The sequence below is a fragment of the Mycolicibacter hiberniae genome (assembly GCF_010729485.1).
GTDB lineage: Bacteria > Actinomycetota > Actinomycetes > Mycobacteriales > Mycobacteriaceae > Mycobacterium > Mycobacterium hiberniae.
In genome coordinates this window covers 2594408-2614321 of the sequence record NZ_AP022609.1, presented here as the reverse complement: position 1 = coordinate 2614321, position 19914 = coordinate 2594408, and the positions used below count along the sequence as shown (strand labels likewise).

The 19914-nt window shown below is 70.2% G+C and carries 17 protein-coding genes; 10 read left to right on the top strand and 7 right to left on the bottom strand.

From position 1 onward, the window contains the following. The first annotated feature begins 51 nt into the window (after window positions 1-51). From G6N14_RS12285 to G6N14_RS12260, 6 genes are all read left to right on the top strand, one after another. Window positions 52-1179, top strand: a complete 1128-nt coding sequence (locus G6N14_RS12285) for an aminotransferase class V-fold PLP-dependent enzyme (RefSeq protein WP_085134300.1) — start codon at window positions 52-54, stop codon at window positions 1177-1179. Between the two features lie 116 nt (window positions 1180-1295). Next, a complete protein-coding gene (gene pta, locus G6N14_RS12280) occupies window positions 1296-3395 on the top strand; it encodes a phosphate acetyltransferase (protein ID WP_085134299.1) in 2100 nt (699 codons plus the stop codon). Then, window positions 3392-4546: an acetate kinase gene (locus tag G6N14_RS12275; protein ID WP_085134298.1), complete on the top strand. Its 1155-nt coding sequence runs from the start codon at window positions 3392-3394 to the stop codon at window positions 4544-4546. Before pta ends, G6N14_RS12275 begins: the two co-directional genes overlap by 4 nt. Window positions 4547-4630: 84 nt before the next feature. After that, entirely contained in the window at window positions 4631-5743 is a 1113-nt protein-coding gene (gene pstS, locus G6N14_RS12270) for a phosphate ABC transporter substrate-binding protein PstS (protein ID WP_085134297.1), read from the top strand. Window positions 5744-5827: 84 nt separating this feature from the next. Further along, the gene (locus tag G6N14_RS12265) at window positions 5828-7795 is read left to right on the top strand and encodes a serine/threonine-protein kinase PknD (protein WP_085134296.1); all 1968 of its coding nucleotides are present in this window, start codon (window positions 5828-5830) and stop codon (window positions 7793-7795) included. Between the two features lie 106 nt (window positions 7796-7901). After that, window positions 7902-8588, top strand: a complete 687-nt coding sequence (locus G6N14_RS12260; protein WP_109559702.1) for a cation diffusion facilitator family transporter — start codon at window positions 7902-7904, stop codon at window positions 8586-8588. 104 nt (window positions 8589-8692) lie between these two features. Here the strand turns inward: G6N14_RS12260 and ctpC are convergent, their stop codons facing one another. The 4 genes from ctpC to G6N14_RS12240 form a co-directional block, all read right to left on the bottom strand. Next, window positions 8693-10918, bottom strand: coding sequence for a manganese-exporting P-type ATPase CtpC (gene ctpC, locus G6N14_RS12255; RefSeq protein ID WP_109559696.1), 2226 nt, complete (start codon window positions 10916-10918; stop codon window positions 8693-8695). A 31-nt stretch (window positions 10919-10949) separates the two neighbouring features. Further along, complete coding sequence (locus G6N14_RS12250; RefSeq protein WP_046316225.1) at window positions 10950-11231, bottom strand: DUF1490 family protein; 282 nt, start codon at window positions 11229-11231, stop codon at window positions 10950-10952. A 96-nt stretch (window positions 11232-11327) separates the two neighbouring features. Continuing rightward, window positions 11328-12092 carry a TIGR03089 family protein gene (locus G6N14_RS12245; protein WP_197747347.1) on the bottom strand — a complete coding sequence of 255 codons (765 nt, stop codon included), beginning with the start codon at window positions 12090-12092 and terminating at the stop codon, window positions 11328-11330. Beyond that, window positions 12080-13549 (bottom strand): LCP family protein, encoded by a 1470-nt coding sequence (locus tag G6N14_RS12240; RefSeq protein ID WP_179960835.1) that lies wholly within the window; start codon window positions 13547-13549, stop codon window positions 12080-12082. The genes G6N14_RS12245 and G6N14_RS12240 overlap by 13 nt, the downstream gene beginning before the upstream one ends. A gap of 90 nt (window positions 13550-13639) precedes the next feature. Between G6N14_RS12240 and rfbD the strand changes: the two genes are divergently transcribed. From rfbD to G6N14_RS12220, 4 genes are all read left to right on the top strand, one after another. Further along, on the top strand, window positions 13640-14506 hold the full coding sequence (gene rfbD / locus G6N14_RS12235; RefSeq protein WP_085134294.1) for a dTDP-4-dehydrorhamnose reductase: 867 nt from the start codon (window positions 13640-13642) through the stop codon (window positions 14504-14506). Window positions 14507-14516: 10 nt separating this feature from the next. Further along, the gene (locus G6N14_RS12230) at window positions 14517-15404 is read left to right on the top strand and encodes a glycosyltransferase family 2 protein (RefSeq protein ID WP_085134293.1); all 888 of its coding nucleotides are present in this window, start codon (window positions 14517-14519) and stop codon (window positions 15402-15404) included. Further along, window positions 15401-16474 carry a mannose-1-phosphate guanylyltransferase ManB gene (gene manB / locus G6N14_RS12225; RefSeq protein ID WP_085134292.1) on the top strand — a complete coding sequence of 358 codons (1074 nt, stop codon included), beginning with the start codon at window positions 15401-15403 and terminating at the stop codon, window positions 16472-16474. Before G6N14_RS12230 ends, manB begins: the two co-directional genes overlap by 4 nt. 90 nt (window positions 16475-16564) lie before the next feature. After that, the gene (locus tag G6N14_RS12220) at window positions 16565-16921 is read left to right on the top strand and encodes an Rv1352/Rv1906c domain-containing protein (protein WP_085134291.1); all 357 of its coding nucleotides are present in this window, start codon (window positions 16565-16567) and stop codon (window positions 16919-16921) included. 10 nt (window positions 16922-16931) lie between these two features. Here G6N14_RS12220 and G6N14_RS12215 read toward each other — a convergent pair whose 3' ends face one another. The 3 genes from G6N14_RS12215 to cofD are packed head-to-tail and all read right to left on the bottom strand — an operon-like array spanning window position 16932 to window position 19812. After that, complete coding sequence (locus tag G6N14_RS12215; protein ID WP_085134290.1) at window positions 16932-17477, bottom strand: NUDIX hydrolase; 546 nt, start codon at window positions 17475-17477, stop codon at window positions 16932-16934. Next, complete coding sequence (locus G6N14_RS12210) at window positions 17474-18814, bottom strand: coenzyme F420-0:L-glutamate ligase (protein WP_085134289.1); 1341 nt, start codon at window positions 18812-18814, stop codon at window positions 17474-17476. Before G6N14_RS12210 ends, G6N14_RS12215 begins: the two co-directional genes overlap by 4 nt. After that, entirely contained in the window at window positions 18811-19812 is a 1002-nt protein-coding gene (gene cofD, locus G6N14_RS12205) for a 2-phospho-L-lactate transferase (protein ID WP_085134288.1), read from the bottom strand. Before cofD ends, G6N14_RS12210 begins: the two co-directional genes overlap by 4 nt. Between the last annotated feature and the right edge of the window lie 102 nt (window positions 19813-19914).

The following is a 19914-nucleotide window of genomic DNA, read 5'->3' as shown; positions in this document are numbered from 1 at the left end:
CGGCCCGACATGGGGCATTCGGCGCTGTCCGTCCCACCTAGGAGAGGCTTCATGCCAGGACTACTGCCCGGGGTCGACCCCGACGGTCTGCTCGAGTACTCCGTCGTCTACACCGACCGGGCACTCAACCACATGTCCGGACGCTTCCAGTCCGTCATGAACGAGGTCTCGGCCATGCTCCGCGAGGTGTACCACGCCGACGCGGCAGTCATCGTGCCCGGCAACGGCACGTGTGGCATGGAGGCGGTGGCGCGCCAGTTCGCCAACGACGCCGAGGTGCTGGTCGTGCGCAACGGGTTCTTCAGCTACCGGTGGAGCCAGATTCTGCAGACCGGCCGCATCACCGACCGCATCACTGTTCTCACCGCCCGCCCGACCGGCGACGGCGACCAGGCGCCTTGGACGCCCGCGCCCATCGACGAGGTCGAGAAGGCCATAGCGCGGACCCGTCCCGCGCTGGTGTGCGTCCCGCACGTCGAAACCGCCAGCGGGATCCTGCTGCCCGACGACTTCCTGGCGCGCGTCGGCGCGGCGACCGCGGCAGTGGGAGGTTTGTTCGTGCTGGACTGCATCGCCTCCGGTGCGGTCTGGGCGGACATGGCGACGCTGGGGGTTGACATCCTGGTCACCGCACCTCAGAAGGACTGGAGCGCCGAGCCGGGCTGCGCGATGGTCTGTCTGTCCGAGCGGGCCGTCGATGTCATGGACCGCACCGCCAGCACCAGCTTCGCGCTCGACCTGAAGAAGTGGCGCGAGATCATGATCGCCTACGAGAACGGCGGGCACGCCTACCACGCGACCATGCCGACCGGTGTCATCACCGGACTGCGCGACGCCATGGCGCAGACCCGCGACCGCGGCTTCGATGCGGTGCGCGAACAGCAGTTCACGCTGGGGCGCAAGGTGCGGGCGCTGCTGGCCGAACGTGGCTTCCCCAGCGTGGCCGCACCGGGATTCGAAGCCCCTGGTGTGGTGGTCAGCTACACCACCGACCCCGAGATCCGGACCGGGCGAAAGTTTTTGGCCCAGGGGATTCAGACCGCGGCGGGAGTGCCCCTGCAATGCGGCGAGCCGGACACATTCTCCACCTTCCGAGTGGGATTGTTCGGGCTGGACAAGCTGGCCGACATCGAGGGAACGGTGGCGCGGCTGAGTCGCGCGATCGACCAGATCGCCTGAGTTGTCCGTGTACGTCGGTGGGCTGCGCGGGCTGGGGCATCTGATTAGGCTTCACCACATGTCGCTGTCTGCGGCCTACGGTGTCGCCCGGGCAGCCGGAGAATGGGTCTGATCCGATGTCGCAAACATCTGCCGGTGCATCGAGCATTTACCTCGCCGCTGCCGAGGGCGGCTCCGGCAAGTCCGTGCTCGCGCTGGGCCTGCTGCACCTGTTGGCGGCCTCCTCGGCCCGCGTCGGGGTGTTCCGACCGATCGTGCGCTCGCTGGACGAGCCGGACGGGCAACTCGAACTGCTGCTCGCGCATGCCACCGCCGCCATCGAGGACCACAGTTCCTGCCGCGGCGTGACCTACCAGCAGGTCTTCGCTGACCGGGAGGCGGCGCTGGGCGAGATCGTCTCGCGATTCCACGATGTCGCCCGGCACTGCGACACCGTGCTGGTGGTCGGCAGCGACTACACCGACGTCGTCAACCCGAGTGAGTTGAGCTTCAACGCCCGGGTCGCGGTGAACCTCGGGGCGCCCTTGGTGCTTGCGGTCAACGGCTACAACCGCGACGCCCAGTCCGTCGCCGAGATCACCGCACGCTGCCTGGCCGAGGTGTCGGCGGTACACGCCCATCCGGCGGCGGTGATCGCCAACCGCTGCGATCCCGACCGGCTCTGCGATGTCAGCCAGGCGATCTCGCAGCAGCTGCCCGACATCGACGTGCCGGTGTTCGCAGTTCCCGAGGTGGCGCTGTTGTCGGCCCCGACGATGGCCGAACTCTGCTCGGCACTGGACGGCACCGTCTACAGCGGCGACCCGGAGTTGCTTCGCCGGGAGGCGCTCAGCGTCATGGTCGGTGGCATGACCGCGGAGAACATTCTCGACAGGTTGTCCGAGGGGCAGGTGGTGATCGTGCCGGCCGACCGTTCCGACGTGCTGCTGGCTTTGGTGAACGCCCATGAAGCGCAGGGCTTTCCGTCACTGGCGGGGATCATTCTCAACGGCGGGCTGTTGCCTCATCCCGCTATCGACAAGCTGGTCAAGGGTCTTCGGCCGACCCTGCCGCTGATCGCCACCAGCCACCGCACCTACGACACCGCCGAAATGGTGTCGAACACCGGTTCGCGGATCACCGTGGATGCACTGCGCAAGGTCGACACCGCAATCGCGCTGATCGCCAAGCACATCGACGGTGCCGAGCTGGCCGAGCGGATCCGGGTGCCGGCGTCGAACGTCGTCACCCCGCAGATGTTCGAATACCGGCTGCTGGAACGGGCCCGGGCCGACCGCCGGCACATCGTGCTGCCGGAGGCGACCGATGACCGGATTCTGCTGGCCGCCGGCCGGTTGCTGTCGCGCGGCATCGTCGATCTGACGTTGCTCGGCGTCGAAGGCGCGGTGCGCCGCCGCGGCGCCGAGCTGGGGGTGGACCTCGACGCCGCGCGGGTGATCGACCCGGAGACCTCCGAGCTGCGGGACGCCTTCGGTGCCGAATACAGCCGGCTGCGGTCCCACAAGGGTGTGACCGAGGATCGTGCCCGCGAGATCATGCGCGACATCTCCTATTTCGGCACCATGATGGTGCAGCAGGGCATTGCCGACGGGATGGTGTCGGGTGCCGCGCACACCACCGCGCACACGATCAGGCCGGCGTTCGAGATCATCCGGACTGCGCCCGGGGTGTCGACGGTGTCCAGTGTGTTCCTGATGTGTCTGTCGGACCGGGTATTGGCCTACGGCGACTGTGCGGTGGTTCCCGATCCCACCGTCGAACAGCTGGCCGACATCGCGATCTCCTCGGCGGCCACCGCGGCGGCGTTCGGCATCGAACCCCGGGTGGCGCTGCTGTCGTATTCGACCGGCGAATCCGGCTCCGGTGCCGGCGTGGACAAGGTCCGTGCGGCAACGCAATTGGTGCACCAGCGTCGCCCGGACCTGCTCGCCGACGGCCCCATCCAGTACGACGCCGCGGTCGACGCGGGGGTGGCAGCGGCCAAGAGACCGGACTCGCCGGTCGCCGGTCGGGCCACCGTGCTGGTGTTCCCCGACCTCAACACCGGCAACAACACCTACAAGGCGGTGCAACGCAGTGCCGGTGCCATCGCGATCGGCCCGGTGCTGCAGGGCCTGGCCAAACCCGTCAACGACCTGTCCCGGGGAGCGCTGGTCGACGACATCGTCTACACAGTGGCCATCACCGCGATCCAGGCGCAGGGAGCGCTCCAGTGACAGCAGGCGCACCCGGTCTGGTGCTGGTGCTCAACTCCGGTTCGTCGTCGATCAAGTTCCAGTTGGTCGACCCGGTGGCCGGGACCGCGCTGCTGTCCGGACTGGTGGAGCAGATCGGCGAGGCGAACAGCCCGGTGGCCGACCACGCCGCCGGCCTGCGGCTGATCCACCGGAAACTCACCGACTCCGGCATCGACCTGGCGGCCGTCCGCGCTGTCGGTCATCGGGTGGTGCACGGTGGCCGACTGTTCTGGCGCCCGACCCTGATCACCGACGAGGTGGTGGCCGAAGTCGCGCGGCTGGCGGAGCTGGCACCCCTGCACAATCCCGCCAACGTGATCGGGATCGAAGTGGCCCGCAAGGACTTCCCCGGCGTTCCGCACGTCGCTGTGTTCGACACCGGCTTCTTCCATTCCTTGCCGGCCGCGGCCGCCGCCTACGCTATAGATCACGACCTGGCCACCCGATTCGGCATCCGCCGCTACGGATTCCACGGCACGTCGCACGAGTACGTGGCCGGGGAGGTCGCGGAGATGTTGGACCGTGACCCCGCCGAGCTGAACCTCATCGTCGCGCATCTCGGTAACGGGGCGTCGGCGTCGGCGATCCGGGGCGGGGTGGCGGTCGAGACGTCGATGGGGCTGACGCCGCTGGAGGGTCTGGTGATGGGCACCCGCAGCGGCGACATCGACGCCGGGGTGCTGTTCCATCTCCACCGCACCGCCGGGTTGGGCGTCGACGAACTCGACGAGTTGCTCAACCGCCGCTCCGGGCTCAAGGGTCTCTGCGGGGTCAACGACTTCCGGGCGCTGCTGGAGCAGCGTGCGGCCGGCGGCGAGTCGGGCGCGGCCGCCGGGCTGGCCTACGACGTCTATGTTCACCGCTTGCGCAAATACGTCGGCGCGTACCTGGCGGTGCTCGGTCGGGTCGACGCCATCGCCTTCACCGGTGGGGTGGGGGAGAACGCCCCGAGCGTGCGCGAAGACGCGTTGGCGGGTCTGGAGGGGCTGGGCATCGTGGTGGACCCCGAACGCAACCGCGCCTGCAACGGCGCCCGCATCATCTCCGCGCCGGGATCGCCCACCGCCGTCCTGGTGGTCCCCACCAATGAGGAGCTGGCGATCGCGCGGGCCGCCTGGAAGTTCGTCTGAGCACCCGTCCGATGGGCGTGGCGGCAGGGGTGCTCCGGCGGTATCGGACCCGCCCCGCGGCGAAGCGCGGTACAGTTCCGTCCTGTGAAATGGGGCCGATCGGCGTCGCTGACTGCGCTGCTCGCTGTTGGCGCACTGGCGGTTTCGTCGTGCGGCGGTCGCGCGGGCGAGCCGGTGCCGGACGAGGCCCCGACGGCGGCCGTGGACTGCGCAGGCAAGCAGGAGCTGCGCGCCGGCGGCCCGAGCGCTCAGGCGAAGGCGGTCCAGCAGTTCGTCTACGCCTACACCGCGGCGTGCCCGGGCCGGACGCTCAATTACCGTGCCGGCGGCGCATCCGCGGCGGTCGACGACTTCATCGACAACGACCTGGACCTGGCCGGCTCCGAAGCGGCGCTGGATCCCGCCAAGACGCAGCCGGAGCGGGCGGCGGAGCGGTGCGGGGCGCCGGCCTGGCACCTTCCGCTGGTGTTCGATCCGATCGCCGTCACCTATCAGATCCCGGGCGTCAACGGCCTGATCCTGGACGGGCCCACCCTGGCCAAGATCTTCAGCGGCACGATCGGCAGTTGGGACAACCCCGCGATCAAGGCCCTCAACCCCGGTGCGGCGCTGCCCACGCTGCCCATCCACGTGGTGTACCGCAGCGACCGGTCGCCGAGCACCGCCGCCTTCCAGAAGTATCTCGAGGCCGCCTCGGACGGCGGGTGGTTCGGCAGCGGCGAGACGTTCAACGGCGGGATCGGTGAAGCGGTCGTCGGGAACAACGGCGCCGCGTCGGCACTGCAGGCCACCGACGGATCCATCACCTACAGCGAATGGTCGTTCGCGGTCGGCAAGCAGCTGCCGATGGCACAGCTCATCACCGCCGGCGCGGCCCCGGTGGCGGTCTCCGCAGAGTCGGTCGGCAAGGCACTGGCCGGGGCGAGGGTCGTCGCCGACGGCAATCCGCACAACGACCTGGTGCTCGACCCGGCGTCGCTGTACAGACCCGCCGACCACGGCGCCTACCCGATCGTGACGGCCATCTATCAGATCGTCTGCTCGAAATACCCCGACGCCGCCACCGGTACGGCCGTCAAGGCGTTCCTGCAGGCCGCGATCGGTCCTGGCCAGGAGGGCCTGGACCAGTACGGCTTCGTTCCCGTGCCGGAGCCCCTCAAATCCCGGCTTCTGGCGTCGGCGAACGCGATCTCGTAAGCGTTTGCGGCGTGGGTGCCGGTTAGTCTGGTACCCAATCTTTCGCCGCAGTGCGCGGCACTGTGCTCGAAGGGAGCGCCGTCGGTGAACAGTCCCGAGCCGGGTTCGCGAACCGGATCGCGATTCGGCCCGTACCAATTGGGCCGACTGCTGGGCCAGGGGGTGGTAGGCGAGGCCTACCGGGCCGAAGACACCCGCAACCACGAAACCGTGGCGCTCACACTGATCTGCGACTCGCTCTTCTCCGACGCCGCGTTCCGCAGCCGGCTGGAGGATGAGGCCGAGGCCGCCGCTCAGCTGACCGAGCCGCACGCCGTGCCGATCCGCGCCTACGGCGAGATCGAGGGCCTGCTCTATCTGGAAACCGGCCTGATCGACGGGACCGACCTGGCCACCGTCCTGGCCGAGGACGGCCCGCTGAGCCCGCCGCGGGCGGTGGCCGTCGTGCGCCAGATCGCGGCGGCGCTCGACGCGGCACACGATGCCTACGTCGTGCACCGCGACGTCCGGCCCGAGAACATTCTGCTCACTTCCGACGACCTGGCGTATCTGACGGACTTCGGTGTCGCGGCGGCCATCGCCGAACCGGGCGTGCGGGCCGACCCGGCGGCTGGCGTCATCGCCCACATGGCGCCCGAGCGCCTGGCCGGTGAGCCGGTCACGCACCTCGCCGACATCTACTCGCTGGCCGCGGTGTTGGCGCAAGCCCTCACCGGGGTGCCCCCATTCTCGGCAGCGACCGTCGACGAGGCGATCGAAGAGCGCCGCACCGCCGAACCTCCACGACCGAGCGCAGTGCGTCCCGGGCGTGTTCCGGCGGCTATCGATGCGGTGCTGGCACGCGGGCTGTCGGCCAAACCCGAGGAGCGCTACAGCAGCGCCGGGGAGCTCGCCGCAGCCGCTTACCAGGCCCTGACCGAGCCGGAACGCCACCAGGTCGCCCGGATCCTGCGGCGTGGCGAGCCCGCGCTGCACCTGCCCGCAGGCCTCGAGCCCGAGCCCCGGTTCAGCCGCACCGAACCGGTCCGGGCGCCCGGGACGCCGCCGGACCTCCGATTCGGTGGTGCCGTTGAGGCCGGCCTGGGCGGTCCGGCCCCGGTGCCGTTCCCGATGCCGCAACTGCTGCACAGCGCCCAGGCCCCGGTGATGCCCACCCCGTCGCGGCGCTGGCAGCCGCCGCGCAAGCCGGTGCTGCTGGCCGCCGCGGCGATTACCGCAGTCATGGTGGTCGGCGGCGTCGGGCAGCTGCTGTTCCGGCCCTCGTCGGCGACACCGGTGGCTGCGCCCCCGCAGGACGTGCTGCCCTTCACCGGACTCGACTACCGACTCTCGCCGGGCGGGGTGGCACTGGACGGCGACGGCAACGTCTACGTCACCAGTGACGGTATGCACGGGCGGGTGGTGCGCCTGGCCGCGGATTCGCATGCATCGACGGTGGTGCCCTTCAGCGACCTGTACCAGCCGCGCGGTGTGGTGGTCGACGACACCGGCACCGTGTACTTCTCCGACGTCAACAGTCGTGTGGTCAAAGTGGAAGCCGGCTCCGACGTCCACACGGTGTTGCCGTTCGTCGGCCTCGACGATCCCGACGGGGTGGCGGTGGACTCTGCCGGCAACGTCTACGTCGCCGACCGCGGCAATGATGTGGTTCTGCGACTCGACGCCGACACCAACGTTTCGACCGCGGTGCCGTTCGTCGGCCTCGACAGGCCCGACGGGGTGGCGGTGGACTCCGCCGGCAATGTCTATGTCACCGACACCGGCAACGATCGGGTGCTCAAGCTGCCTGCCGCCACCAACGAACAGGTGGTGTTGCCCTTTGCCGGGATCGTCGCGCCGTGGGGCATCGCGGTCGACGATGCCGGCGACATCTACGTCACCGAACACAACCGCAACCGGGTGGTGAAACTGGCGGCCGGCGCGGCGATCCCGGAGGTGCTGCCGTTCACCGGGCTCAACGCGCCGCTGGATGTCGCGGTCGACCGGCACGGCCACGTCTATGTCGCCGACCGCGGCAACGACCGGGTCGTCAAGGTGAACGGCAACCGCTGAGGCTCGCGCGGACTGTCTCTGTGACGGCTGCCTCATCGAACCGCCAGGTAGCATTTTTTGCGTGGACGGTAGCGTCGTGGGCCCCGAAGCGGGCATCACTTACCCGGTGACCGACGCTCCGGCGGCGACCCTTGAGCACCACGATCATGATCACGCGGGGCACCAGCACCGCGTTCGCGTCGTTCACGACGCGGGTTGGCGCCGCGCCGCGATCTGGGCCCGGCGGCTGGCCTGGATAAGCCTGATCCTGGTGGGCGTGGAAGGCGTGCTCGGCCTGTGGCAGGGCCTGGCAGCCGGTTCGATCGCCCTGACGGGATGGGCGCTGGGCGCCATTCCCGAGGCGTTGGCCGGGGCCGTGGTGATCTGGCGCTTCACCGGCGCCCGCACGCTGTCCGACACCGCTGAGCGCCGCGCCCAGATCGGAGTGGCGATCTCGTTCTGGATCAACGCGCCCTACATCGCCGCGGAATCCGTGCACCACTTCTTCGGCGATCAGCGCAGTGAAGGCAGTGTCATCGGTATTGCGATCACCGCCGGGGCCGCGCTGGTGATGCCGATTCTGGGCCGCGCCCAGCGACGGCTCGGCGTCCGGCTGGGTTCGGCGGCGACGGTCGGTGAGGGAGTGCAGAACTATCTGTGTGCGGTTCAGGCGGCCGCGGTTCTGGTGGGGCTGACCCTTACCGCGCAGTGGGCCGGGGCCTGGTGGCTGGACCCGCTGATCGGTCTGGGGGTGGCCGGCGTTTCGGTGTGGCAGGGCTTCCGCTCCTGGCGCGGTGAGGGTTGCGGCTGCTGAGCGCTGCCGAGACGCCGCGATTGCTGCGCCCGGTGAAACGTGAAGTCCCGACTGCCCTGGAGCTGGTGGTGGTGCTCGACAGGAACAGTCGGGACCCGGTCAGATTACGGCACCGCGGGGGCTGATGCCAACGGGCCCGAGTCCAGTCGGTAGCGGATCAACCGCGAGCTGTTGGCGACGACGGCCACCGACGACGCGTTGTGCAGCAGTGCCGCCAGTACGGGGGACAGCGCCCCGCCGGCGCCGATCAACAGTCCGGCCGCGTTGACCGCGATCGACATGCCGTAGTTCTGCCGGATCACCTCGACGGCCCGTGCGCCCAGGTCCCGCACGTCGAGCAGTCGGCGCAGGTCGTCATTGGCCAGGGCAACGTCGGCGGTCTCGACGGCGACGTCGGTACCGGCCAAGCCCATCGCGATTCCCATGTCGGCCGCAGCCAGTGCCGGTGCATCGTTGACGCCGTCGCCGATCATGCTCACCACGTAGCCCTCGTCCTGAAGCTCGCGGACCACCTGCAGCTTGTCCTCGGGCAGCACCTCGGCTCGCCATTCGGCGATGCCGAGTTCGTCCGCGACCGCGGCCGCGGTCTCCGGATGATCGCCGGTGAGCATGATGATGCGGCGAATACCTTTGGCGCGCAGCGCTTCGAGCACCTCGCGGGCTTCTGGGCGCACCTCGTCGCGCAGGCTGATCAACCCGACCAGCACGCCGTCGACCGCGAGCAACAGCGGGGTCTCGGCCTGGGCGCGCAGTTTGGTGACCCAGGCCGCCGCCTTCTTGGAGATGCGGACCTTCTCCGCGCGCAGCAGGTTGGGACTGCCCAGCAGAAGCGTGCGACCGTCGGCCCACGTGCGGATGCCCAGGCCCACCAGAACTTCGCACTCCTCATGCGGCGGGATGCTGATTCGGCGTTCCTCGGTGGAGCGGATCACCGCTTCGGCCAGCGGATGCCGGGAGTGCAGTTCCGAGCTGGCGGCGTAGGCGAGTACCTGTTCGGGCTGCCAGTCAGGGTGAATCGCAACGATATTGGTCACCACCGGCCGGCCCACCGTCAGGGTTCCGGTTTTGTCGAACACGATCGCGTCCACGCGGCCGGCCTGCTCGAGGTGCGAACCGCCCTTGATCAGGATGCCGCGCCGCGCGCCGTTGCCGATCGCCGCGCTGATCGCCGTCGGCGTGGACAGACCCACCGCGCAGGGGCAGGCGATCAGCAGCATGGTCATGGCACGGCGGACATCGCCGGTGAATACCAGGGTGGCCGCCGAGAGGATGAACGACGCCGGAACGAAGCGTCGGGAGAAGTTCTCGCCCACGGTCTGGATCGGCGCCCGGTCGTGCTGCGCCTCCTCGACCCGGCTGATGATGCGGCCGATCACGGTCTGGCTTCCCACCGCGGTGGCGCGGACCACCAGCCGGCCACGCACCACCACCGAACCGGCATGCACGGTTGCGCCGGTGATCACGCTGACCGGCAGAGTCTCCCCGGTGATCGCGGACTGGTCGACGATGGCGTCGCCGTCGACGACCTCGCCGTCGACCGGGAGCGCCACGTGGTCGTGGATGACGATTTCGTCGCCGATCTGCAGCGAGTCGATCGGCACCTGAACCTCGGTGTATTCCGCGTTTTCCGGGGGCCCTTGGCCCACCCGGACCCAGGCGGTGTCCTGATTGCCGCGTAGCAGATCGGAGATGGCGCGCCGGGTGCGGCGCAGCGTCAGATCCTGCAGGTACTCACCGATGTTGAGCAGCCACAGCACGGTGAGCGCGACGACGTTCTCCCGAAGAACCAGGCTGGCAACGGTCGCGGCGGTCACCAGCGCGTCGGTGCCGGCCCGGCCGGAGCGGATCGAGCGCAGCGCTCCCCGCAGGAAGGGATAACCCATGAAGACGGTGGCGCCGGTAGCGACGAGCTGGCCGCTGGGACCCAGCAGGGGCGGCCGCGCGAAGGCGTAGCGGCGCATCCCCAGCAGTGCCAGCGCCGCCCCGCCGATCACCATGCGCAGCACATCGGTGTTGCGGATGTCGGCCGAGCGCGGCGTGCGGGTGGGGATCAGCTCCGCGGCGACAGTGGCCGCCGACGCGATCGCGGCGAGTATCTCCGCGGGGTCGCTGCGCTGGGGGGAGTACCACACCACCACGGCGCCCGTGCGCGGATAGCCATGCGCGGTCCGCACCCCGTTTACCCTGCCCGCGGCCTCCTCGGCGGCCACCGCGCGGCGCGAATCGCCGCGTACCCACGGGGCCTGCACCCGCATGCGGCCCGCGGCGTCGGAAACGACGGTCAACTCCGCATCGCCGGGCGTGATCCGTGCAGCGCCGCTGCCTGTCATCGCTGCGCTCCCCATCGTCGGGCCCGGACGGTCAGTGGTCGTGGTCGTGCGCGACGGCTGCCGCCGGCGGGGTGGCCTCCTCGCCGATGCGTTCGCGGGCCTCGGCGACCACATCAGCCACCTTCAGCCGCGCCGACTCCGCGACCTCCTCGGCCCGCCGCGTTCCGCGCAGGCCCCATTCGGTGGCGGTGACCGCAGCCTGGTGCAGCGGGGCCTTGTTCAGTGCCCGGCGTGCCACCTCGTAGGCGCTCACCCCGACCAGCCCGGTGAACACCGTCGACGCCGCCTTTGCCAGCAATCCCTGCACCGCCATGAGCCATCTCCTCGTGTCTGGATTCTGCGGGCCAGAGTATCAGCATATAAGCATTTATGCATGAATCGTCCGGGTGGCCGGAAGGGCCGGGGCCGCTCAGCTCAGGATCCGGGTGACCTTCTCGCTGGCCCGCCGGCGCTCCTGCAGATCGGGATCGGGCCGGGCGACCTGGACCAGCGACGCGCCCACGGCGAACACCGACAGCATGTTGTCGATCAGGGCGGCCGGGGTGTCCCAGTCGTGGGCCGACCACACCCGGTCCGCCGCGGTCAGGCCCCGCGTGGCTGCGCTGGTGGCGCATGCCGCCAGTACGTCGTCGGCAGACATGCCGGCCAGGGCCGGGCCGGGGACGGTTTCGGCGGCGATCTGGTCGCCGTGCACCCGCACCGCGGTCGCATAGTCGGTGACGCCGACCGGCACCTCGGGCGCGGGCCGCCCGAACGGGTCCAGCGACAGCACCGCCACTTCGCCGCCGGTGGCGGCAACCGCGCCGTCGGCCTGCGCAAGCCGGTCGGCGGTGCACAGCGCGACATCGGCGTCGTCGCCCGAGGCGCCGAGCAGCACCTCCGCCCCGATCCACCAGGCGCCGAACAGCACCGCAGCCGTCTGCCAGTGGGCGGGCAGCAACACCGCGATACGACTGCCCGCTCCGGCGCCGAGTTCGTCGCGCAGCAGATTGCCGGTCTTGGCGGCCCAGTTCGCCAGCGTCGCCGCGGACAGCTCGATGCGCTCGGGGGTGGCGGTGCTGTGATAGGCGTCGTCGTAGTAGGTGATCCGCGGGCCCACCGGGTCGGCGCGCATGATCGGATCAAGGATCGCCGAACTGAGGTTGGTCACGTCAGGCGACGTTAGTTCACGCACTGCGGGTCGCCTGCGCCCGCGGTCAGAATGGGTGCGGCGGCGGGAATCTGGGGTGCCTGCTCGTCCGCGGTGCGGGCGATGGCGGCCATCTCGGCCCGGTCGCCGGTGCCCAGGCCCGACCCGGGCCCGGTGTAGTCGTTGGCCAGCACAACGCGCACCGTGCCGGTCGGGACGGCATCGTTGGACACCACCGGTAGCCCGCCGAGGTCCCGGGCCACCGCCTGCGCGCCGGGGTCGTCGGCCGAGGCGGCCTGCACCTGGCTGGTGCTCACATGCGCGGACTCGTTGTTGCCCACAGTTCCCGTCCCATATCCCCGGGCGCCGAGCACCCCGGAGACCGCGGCGGCCAGGCCGTTGATGTCGGTGTCGTTGAGCACGCTGGCGGTGGTCTCTTCCGGGTTGTAGGCCAGCAGCTCGGTCTTGCCCTGGTCCTGCTCGTGCAGCAGGGAGGCCACCCAGTCGGCCACCTGGCCGGGATCGACGCGCACCACGCTCTGCATGCCGTCGTCGCTCCAGCCGGCCTCCTCCAGCACCGGGATGGTGGCGAACGCCACCTTGCCCGCGGCCAGATCCTGCAGCTTGGTGATGAAGTCCAGTACGTCCCAGCCCTCGGAGAGCACCACCGAACGCTGTACCGCCGCCTGTAGCCGCGACAGTGTGCCAGGACTGGACAGCGTCTTGCCGGAGATGACCTTGTGCGCCAATGCGGCCATCACCGCCTGCTGGCGGCGGACCCGGTCCAGGTCGCCGTGCGGCAGTCCATGGCGCTGCCGCACGAAGCTCAGCGCCTCGCCGCCCCCGAGCCGCTGCCAGCCGGCCGGGAAGTCCGCGCCGGAGAGCTCCTCATACACCGGTTCCCGCAGGCAGACGTCGACGCCGCCGAGGGCGTCGGTGATCAGGGCGAAGCCGAGCAGTCCCACCTCGGCGTAGTGGTCGACGGTGACTCCGGTCAGGTCGGCCACCGTCTTGATCAGCGCCTCGCGGCCCGCCTCGGTGCCGCGCGCCTGCGCCTGGACCGGATCCATCCCGGTGGCCACGAGTGCATCGGCGGTTTCCAGCCGGGTGGCTCCGTAGACGCCGTTGATCTTGGTCTTGTCCAGTTCGGGCGCCGAGACGTAGGAGTCGCGGGGGATCGAGATGGCGGTGGCCGACTGCCCGTTGTTGGGGATCCGGACCAGGATGATCGTGTCGGTGTTGGTGGCGTCGTCGTCGCCCACGCGCAGCGCCGCGAGTTCGTCGGGGGTCAGCGGATTGCCGTGCGCGTCGGTGCGGCTGTCCATGCCGACCAGCAGGATGTCGACGGCGCCATCGGAGCCGCCCTTGCCCAGCGCCATCGAGGAGACGTGGAAGATGCCGTCCTCGAAGGACCGGACGCGGCTCCAGGCCACACCGGTGCCCAGGACGACGGTGACGGCTGCCACCGTGGCGATCACCCGAATCACACGTTGCGCAGGCATCACTTCAGATTACTTGTGTCACGGCTGTAACGGCGGTAGCCGAGTCCGGCGTGCCAGACCCGGCGGGACCGCCGAATAAGCTCGGCGGCTATGACGAGCCAGCGGATCGTGATCACCGGCGCCGGCGGCCAGGTCGGTGCATTCCTGGCGGCCCGCGCCGCCCAGACGGGGCATGCGGTGCTGGCCCTGACCTCGGCGCAGTGCGACATCACCGATCCCGCCGCCGTGGCGCGCATCGGCCTGCGACCGGGCGACGTGCTGGTCAACTGTGCGGCATATACGCAGGTCGACGCCGCAGAGGCCGACCCGGAGCGTGCGCACGCAGTCAACGCCGCCGGGCCGGGTCACCTGGCCGAGGCCTGCGCGCGCGCCGGTGCGCTGCTCATCCACATCTCCACCGACTACGTCTTCGACGGCGACTTCGGCGGCGCCGCGCCGCGCCCGTACGAGCCGGGCGACCCGACCCGGCCGCTGTCGGTCTACGGGCGGACCAAACTGGCCGGTGAGAACGCGGTGCTCGCGGCATCCGCTGATGCGCTGGTGGTGCGCACCGCCTGGGTCTACACCGGCGCCGCGGGCGGCTCGGACTTCGTCGCGGTGATGCGGGACCGGGCGTCGAGCGGTGCGCGCGTGGAGGTGGTCGACGACCAGACCGGGTCCCCGACCTACGTCGGGGACCTCGTCGAGGCGCTGCTGTCCCTAGCCGCCTCGCCGCCGAGCGCGCGGGTGCTGCATGCCGCCAACGCCGGGGCTGCGAGTCGCTACGAACAGGCCCGTGCGGTGTACGCCGCGGTCGGCGCCGATCCGGACCTGGTGCGTCCGGTCGGCAGCGCGGCTCTTCCCCGTCCGGCGGCCCGGCCCGCCTACTCCGCGCTGTCGGGGGCTGAGTCGGCGCAGGCCGGCCTGCCGCCGCTGCGCCGGTGGCGCGATGCATTGTCCGCCGCCTTGGCCAGATAACCTCTACGCCGTGAGTGAGGCGCTACCGGTGGTGACGGTGACGTATTCGCCGGGCTGGCATCTTGACCGCTTCCTGGCGTCGTTGTCGTTGGCGACCGAGCGTCCGGTACGGGTTGTGATGGCCGACAACGGATCCACCGACGGCGCTCCCGAGGAAGCCGCGCAGCGGTACCCGAACGCGGAGTTGCTGCATACCGGGGCCAACCTGGGTTACGGGGGAGCGGTCAACGCCGCCGTGGCACTGCTGGACGCCGAGGGTGGCGAGCGCAGCGAATTTCTCATCGTGGCCAACCCGGACGTGCAGTGGGGGCCGGGCAGCATCGAGGCGCTGTTGGAGGCGGCAGCCCGGTGGCCGCAGGCGGCGACGCTGGGCCCGCTGATCCGCGAGCCGGACGGCTCGGTATACCCCTCGGCGCGGCACCTGCCCAGCCTGATCCGCGGCGGCATGCACGCCGTGGTCGGTCCGCTGTGGCCCGGCAACCCCTGGACCCGCGCCTACCGGCAGGAGCTCCTGGAACCCAGCGAGAGGCCGGTCGGCTGGCTGTCCGGGGCCTGCCTGCTGGTGCGCCGCGCCGCGTTCGAGGCGGTCGGCGGCTTCGACGAACGCTATTTCCTCTACATGGAGGACGTCGACCTGGGCGACCGGCTGGCCAAGGCCGGCTGGCTCAACGTCTACGTCCCGTCCGCCGAGGTGCTGCACCAGAAGGGCCACGCCACCGGCAAGGACCCCGCGCGCAATCTGGCCGCGCACCACCGCAGCACCTACACCTACCTGGCCGACCGGCACACTGGCTGGTGGCGGGCCCCGCTGCGCTGGAGCATGCGGGGCGCACTGGCGGTGCGCTCACACCTGGCGGTGCGCAATGCCCGCCGCACCATGACGAAGGGACTTCCGTGACACTGAGCCAAGTCGACGCGGTCGTCCTGGTCGGGGGTAAGGGCACCCGGCTTCGGCCGCTCACCCTCTCGGCACCCAAGCCGATGCTGCCCACCGCGGGCGTGCCGTTTCTGACTCATCTCCTGTCGCGAATCGCCGCCGCCGGGATCGAGCATGTGATCCTGAGCACGTCCTACAAGCCGGAGGTGTTCTCCGAGGAGTTCGGCGACGGCGCCACACTGGGCCTGCAGATCGACTACGTGACCGAGGAGGAGCCGCTGGGCACCGGCGGTGGAATCGCCAACGTCGCGTCCAAGCTTCGCCATGACACCGCAATGGTGTTCAACGGCGACGTGCTGTCGGGGGCGGAGCTGACCGATTTGCACGACTACCACCGCGAGCAGGAGGCCGACGCCACCCTGCATCTGGTGCGGGTCGGCGATCCGCGCGCCTTCGGCTGCGTACCCACCAGCGACGGGCGGGTCACGGCATTCCTGGAGAAGACCGAAGATCCGCCGACCGACCAGATCAACGCCGGTTGCTACGTGATGTCGCGGGAGGTCATCGACCGTATCCCGCAGGGGCGCCCCGTCTCGGTGGAGCGCGAGGTGTTTCCCGCGCTGCTGTCCGACGGCGTGAAGGTCTGCGGCTACGTCGACACCAGCTACTGGCGCGACATGGGCACACCCGAGGACTTTGTGCGCGGGTCGGCCGATTTGGTGCGCGGCATCGCGTCCTCACCGGCGCTGGGCGGCCGGCGCGGCGAGGCGCTGGTGCACGACGGCGCATCGGTGGCCCCGGGAGCGGTGCTGATCGGTGGTACCGCGGTGGGCCGGGGCGCCGAGATCGGCCCGGGTGCGCGGCTCGACGGCGCGGTGATCTTCGACGGCGTGAAGGTCGAGGCGGGCAGCGTGATCGAACGCTCGATCATCGGGTTCGGCGCCCGGATCGGGCCCAGGGCGCTGATCCGCGACGGGGTGATCGGTGACGGCGCCGACATCGGGGCGCGTTGCGAGCTGCTGCGCGGGGCGCGGGTGTGGCCCGGGGTGTCGATCCCGGACTGCGGAATCCGTTACTCCAGCGACGTCTGAGCCGGTTTTCCCGCTGACTCTGCGCTCACCGCGCACCCTTCTCGGACTTTTCCTTCGTACCCGCAGTGTCAACGGTGGATAGTCATAGCCATGTTCACCAGGGTCCTCATCACCTGCCTCGCCGCAGTCGCCATGGCGACGCCGGCCGCCGCAGATCCGCTCGACCCGATTCCGGGTAACGGGGTCTTTCAGGTCGGCACCGATATCGAGCCCGGCCTCTACCGCACCGGCGGCTCCGGGTCGGCCTTCGGTGTGTGGATCAACAACGTGCCGACGCCGGAGTCGATGTGTTCGTGGTTCACCTACAGCACTCCCGATGCTGCCAAGGACCATGTGGTCGCCGCGAACACGTCTGTCGGGCCGATGTATGCGAGCATTCCGGCCACGGTCAAGGCCTTCGAGTCGCAGAACTGCCAGCCCTGGACGCGGGTGACCGACTCCCCGTGAGCCGCCGGGCTCAGGCGCGATGGGTCGCGACGGCCCGCCGCACCAGGTATGCCAAGGCGTCGTCGGCATCCGGTGGCAGCGCCGCCACCGGCCACCAGCGCAGTGCCAGTGACTCGTCGCTGATCCCGATCTGGGCGTCTGCCGGCGCGTGCGCCACGAACTGCAGATCCAGATGCCGGGTCGGTACGCCCAGCGAGCACGTCACGGGATGCACGTGCACCGCCGCCAACCGCGGATCCAGCCGCAGGCCGACGATCCCGGATTCCTCGGTGGCCTCGCGCAGGGCGGCCGTGGTGATGTCGTCGTCGGACTCCTCGCAGTGCCCACCCAGCTGCAGCCAACGGCCCACCCGCGGGTGCAGCGTCAGCAGGGTGTTCTCGCCGGTGTGGTCTACCACCAGCGCGGACGCGGTGATGTGGCCGGCAGCGCATTCGCGCCGGCACGCATCGGGGCGGGCGGCCAGAAACGCCAGCACCGCATGCCGCAGAGCGTCCTGCGCGGAATCGGGTGCGGCCCAGGAGCTCAGGGTCGCGACGGCGGATTCGTGCAGCGTCATCGACGCACCAGTAGGTCCTCGACGGCGGCCGGGGAGCGGGGCGCAAGCGGCTCGGTCGGGTATCCGATGGCTATGGCGCCCAGGGGTTCCCAGGTGGACGGCAGATCCAGTTGGGCGCGGACCAGATCCGGGGTGAAGATGGTGGAACCGATCCAGCAGCTGCCGACGCCGCGTACCGCCAGTGCCACCAGCAGGCCTTGGACGGCGGCGCCCACGGCGACCGTGAACATGGTGTGCTCAGCTGCGGTGCGGTGTTCATCGGGATAGTGGTGGGCGCCGTCGGGCACCATCATCGGAATGATGACTTCGGGTGCCTGGTAGAGGATTTGGCCGCGCGCCACGCGCGCCTCGACGGCTTCGGGAGCTTTTCCATCGGCCGTCAGATCGGCTCGCCAGCGCTGCGCCATGGCGTCCAGCAGGCGCGTGCGCAAGCCGGGTGTCTGCAGCCAGACGAACCGCACCGGGCGGGTGTGATGTGGCGCGGGGGCCGTCAGCGCCTCGGCGATGGCGTCGGTGATCAGTTGCGCCGGAATGGATTCGGTAGTGAATGTGCGCACCGATCGGCGCAGCAACTGCGCCTGGGTTCGTCCCACTTCGATGGCCTCGGCGGTGCCCAGCCAGAACAGGTCATCGGAACCGGAACGCACCAGGGCCGCCGCGGTGGAGCCGTTGTCGGGACTGGAAAACCCGCGCACAACGGCCACCGGCACATCGGTGAGCTTGCCCTTGACCAGGTCGGCGGCGGCGGCGAGTTCGTCGGCGACCGCGACTTCGGTGACCACCAGCTCGTTGCCGTGCCGGTCGACGGCACCGGCGTAGCCGTTGAGCACGGTCACACCGGATGCCCCGATCGCGACGTCGATCTGTCCGTTGCGCCAGGCCCGGCCCATGGTGTCGGTGATCAGCACCGCCACCGCGACGCCGAGCCGCTCGGCCAGTCCCGCTCGCAACGCCGCGGCGCTGGCATCGGGATCCACCGGCAGCAGCGCCAGTTCGTCGGAGCCCACATTCGAGCCGTCCACGCCGGCGGCGGCCTGCACCAGGCCGATGCGATTCTCGGTGATCCAGGTGCGGCCCTTGCGGGCCAGCACTCGCACCGCCTCGGCCTCGACCAGCTGGCGGCGCAGCGCGTCGCGTGCTTCGGCGTCGTGCGGTGCCGGGACTATCCGGCCTTCGCACTTGGACACCACCTTGCTGGTGACGACGACGATGTCGCCGTCGGCCAGCCACGGGGCGGCGGCGGCCAGGGCGGCAGCCAGATCGTCACCCGGCCGGAATTCGCCCAGACCGGTGACCGGCAGAATCTCGACTGTGGCGGCGCTGCCGTGCTCGCTCATCGCACGCCCGCCAGGTCCATTCCGGTGCGCACCATCTCGGCGGTCGCCGCCGGGTCGGTCATCAACAGGGGAGCGGCGCGAACAGTCATACCGGGGATGTCGGCGTCGTCGGACTCGCCCTCGTGCACCAGCCAGTAGTCCAGAATCCCGGTCGAGCTGCGTGCGCCGTAGTGTTCGCCGACCGCCCGCGAGGTGGACTCCAGGCCGATCACGCTCAAGCAGGTATCGGCCATGCCGCGTAAGGGTTTTCCGCTGATGATCGGGGAGTAGCCGACGATCGGCGCCGCGGTGGAGCGCAGCGCCGAGCGGACGCCCGGTACGGCCAGGATGGCGCCGATGCTCACCACCGGATTGGACGGGGCCACCAGCACGATGTCGGCGCCGGTGATGGCCTCGACGGCTTCCGGTGTGGCGGCAGCCTTCTCTGCGCCCACGAAGCCGAACCCGTGGGTGGGAACCTGGGCGCGGTAGCGCACCCACCACTCCTGGAAGTGGATCGCCCGCTGGGCGCCGTCGGCGGGATCGGTGACGACGACGTGGGTTTCGCAGCTGTCATTGGTGACCGGCAGCAAGTGTGCGCCCGGTTGCCAGCGCTCACACAGCGCCGACGTCACAGCTGTGAGCGGATAACCGGCCCGCAGGGCCTGGGTGCGGACGAGATGGGTGGCCAGGTCCCGGTCGCCGAGACTGAACCAGTCGGGCTGCATTCCGTAACGCGCCAACTCCTCCATGGCGTGCCAGGTTTCGTCCCGGTGCCCCCAGCCGCGGTCGGGGTCCACGCCGCCGCCGAGGGTGTACATGCAGGTGTCCAGGTCGGGGCAGATGCGCACCCCGTGCATCCAGGCGTCGTCGCCGACGTTGACGACCGCGGTCAACTCGTGCGCAACGGTCCCGTTGTCGGCTGAGGATCCGGCGAATTGGCCCAAACCCAGCAGTTTCTGGACGCCGAGCAGGAAACGGGCGCCGCCGACCCCCCCGACCAGAACGGTGACCTTCACAGCGCACGACAGTACCGTTGGCGGGCAGGCGCCCGCCGCGGCGGACTGCCATCGCACGGCTTCGGCGGGCCCGCGGTAAGACACGCCGAGGGCCCCGTGTGG

Coding starts and splice junctions, on each gene's coding strand:
- G6N14_RS12220 (WP_085134291.1), top strand. CDS start 16,565: ATGTTCACCAGGGTCCTCATCACCTGCCTCGCCGCAGTCGCCATGGCG.
- G6N14_RS12215 (WP_085134290.1), bottom strand. CDS start 17,477: ATGACGCTGCACGAATCCGCCGTCGCGACCCTGAGCTCCTGGGCCGCA.
- G6N14_RS12210 (WP_085134289.1), bottom strand. CDS start 18,814: ATGAGCGAGCACGGCAGCGCCGCCACAGTCGAGATTCTGCCGGTCACC.
- G6N14_RS12250 (WP_046316225.1), bottom strand. CDS start 11,231: ATGGCGGTGCAGGGATTGCTGGCAAAGGCGGCGTCGACGGTGTTCACC.
- rfbD (WP_085134294.1), top strand. CDS start 13,640: ATGACGAGCCAGCGGATCGTGATCACCGGCGCCGGCGGCCAGGTCGGT.
- pta (WP_085134299.1), top strand. CDS start 1,296: ATGTCGCAAACATCTGCCGGTGCATCGAGCATTTACCTCGCCGCTGCC.
- G6N14_RS12285 (WP_085134300.1), top strand. CDS start 52: ATGCCAGGACTACTGCCCGGGGTCGACCCCGACGGTCTGCTCGAGTAC.
- G6N14_RS12240 (WP_179960835.1), bottom strand. CDS start 13,549: ATGCCTGCGCAACGTGTGATTCGGGTGATCGCCACGGTGGCAGCCGTC.
- ctpC (WP_109559696.1), bottom strand. CDS start 10,918: ATGACAGGCAGCGGCGCTGCACGGATCACGCCCGGCGATGCGGAGTTG.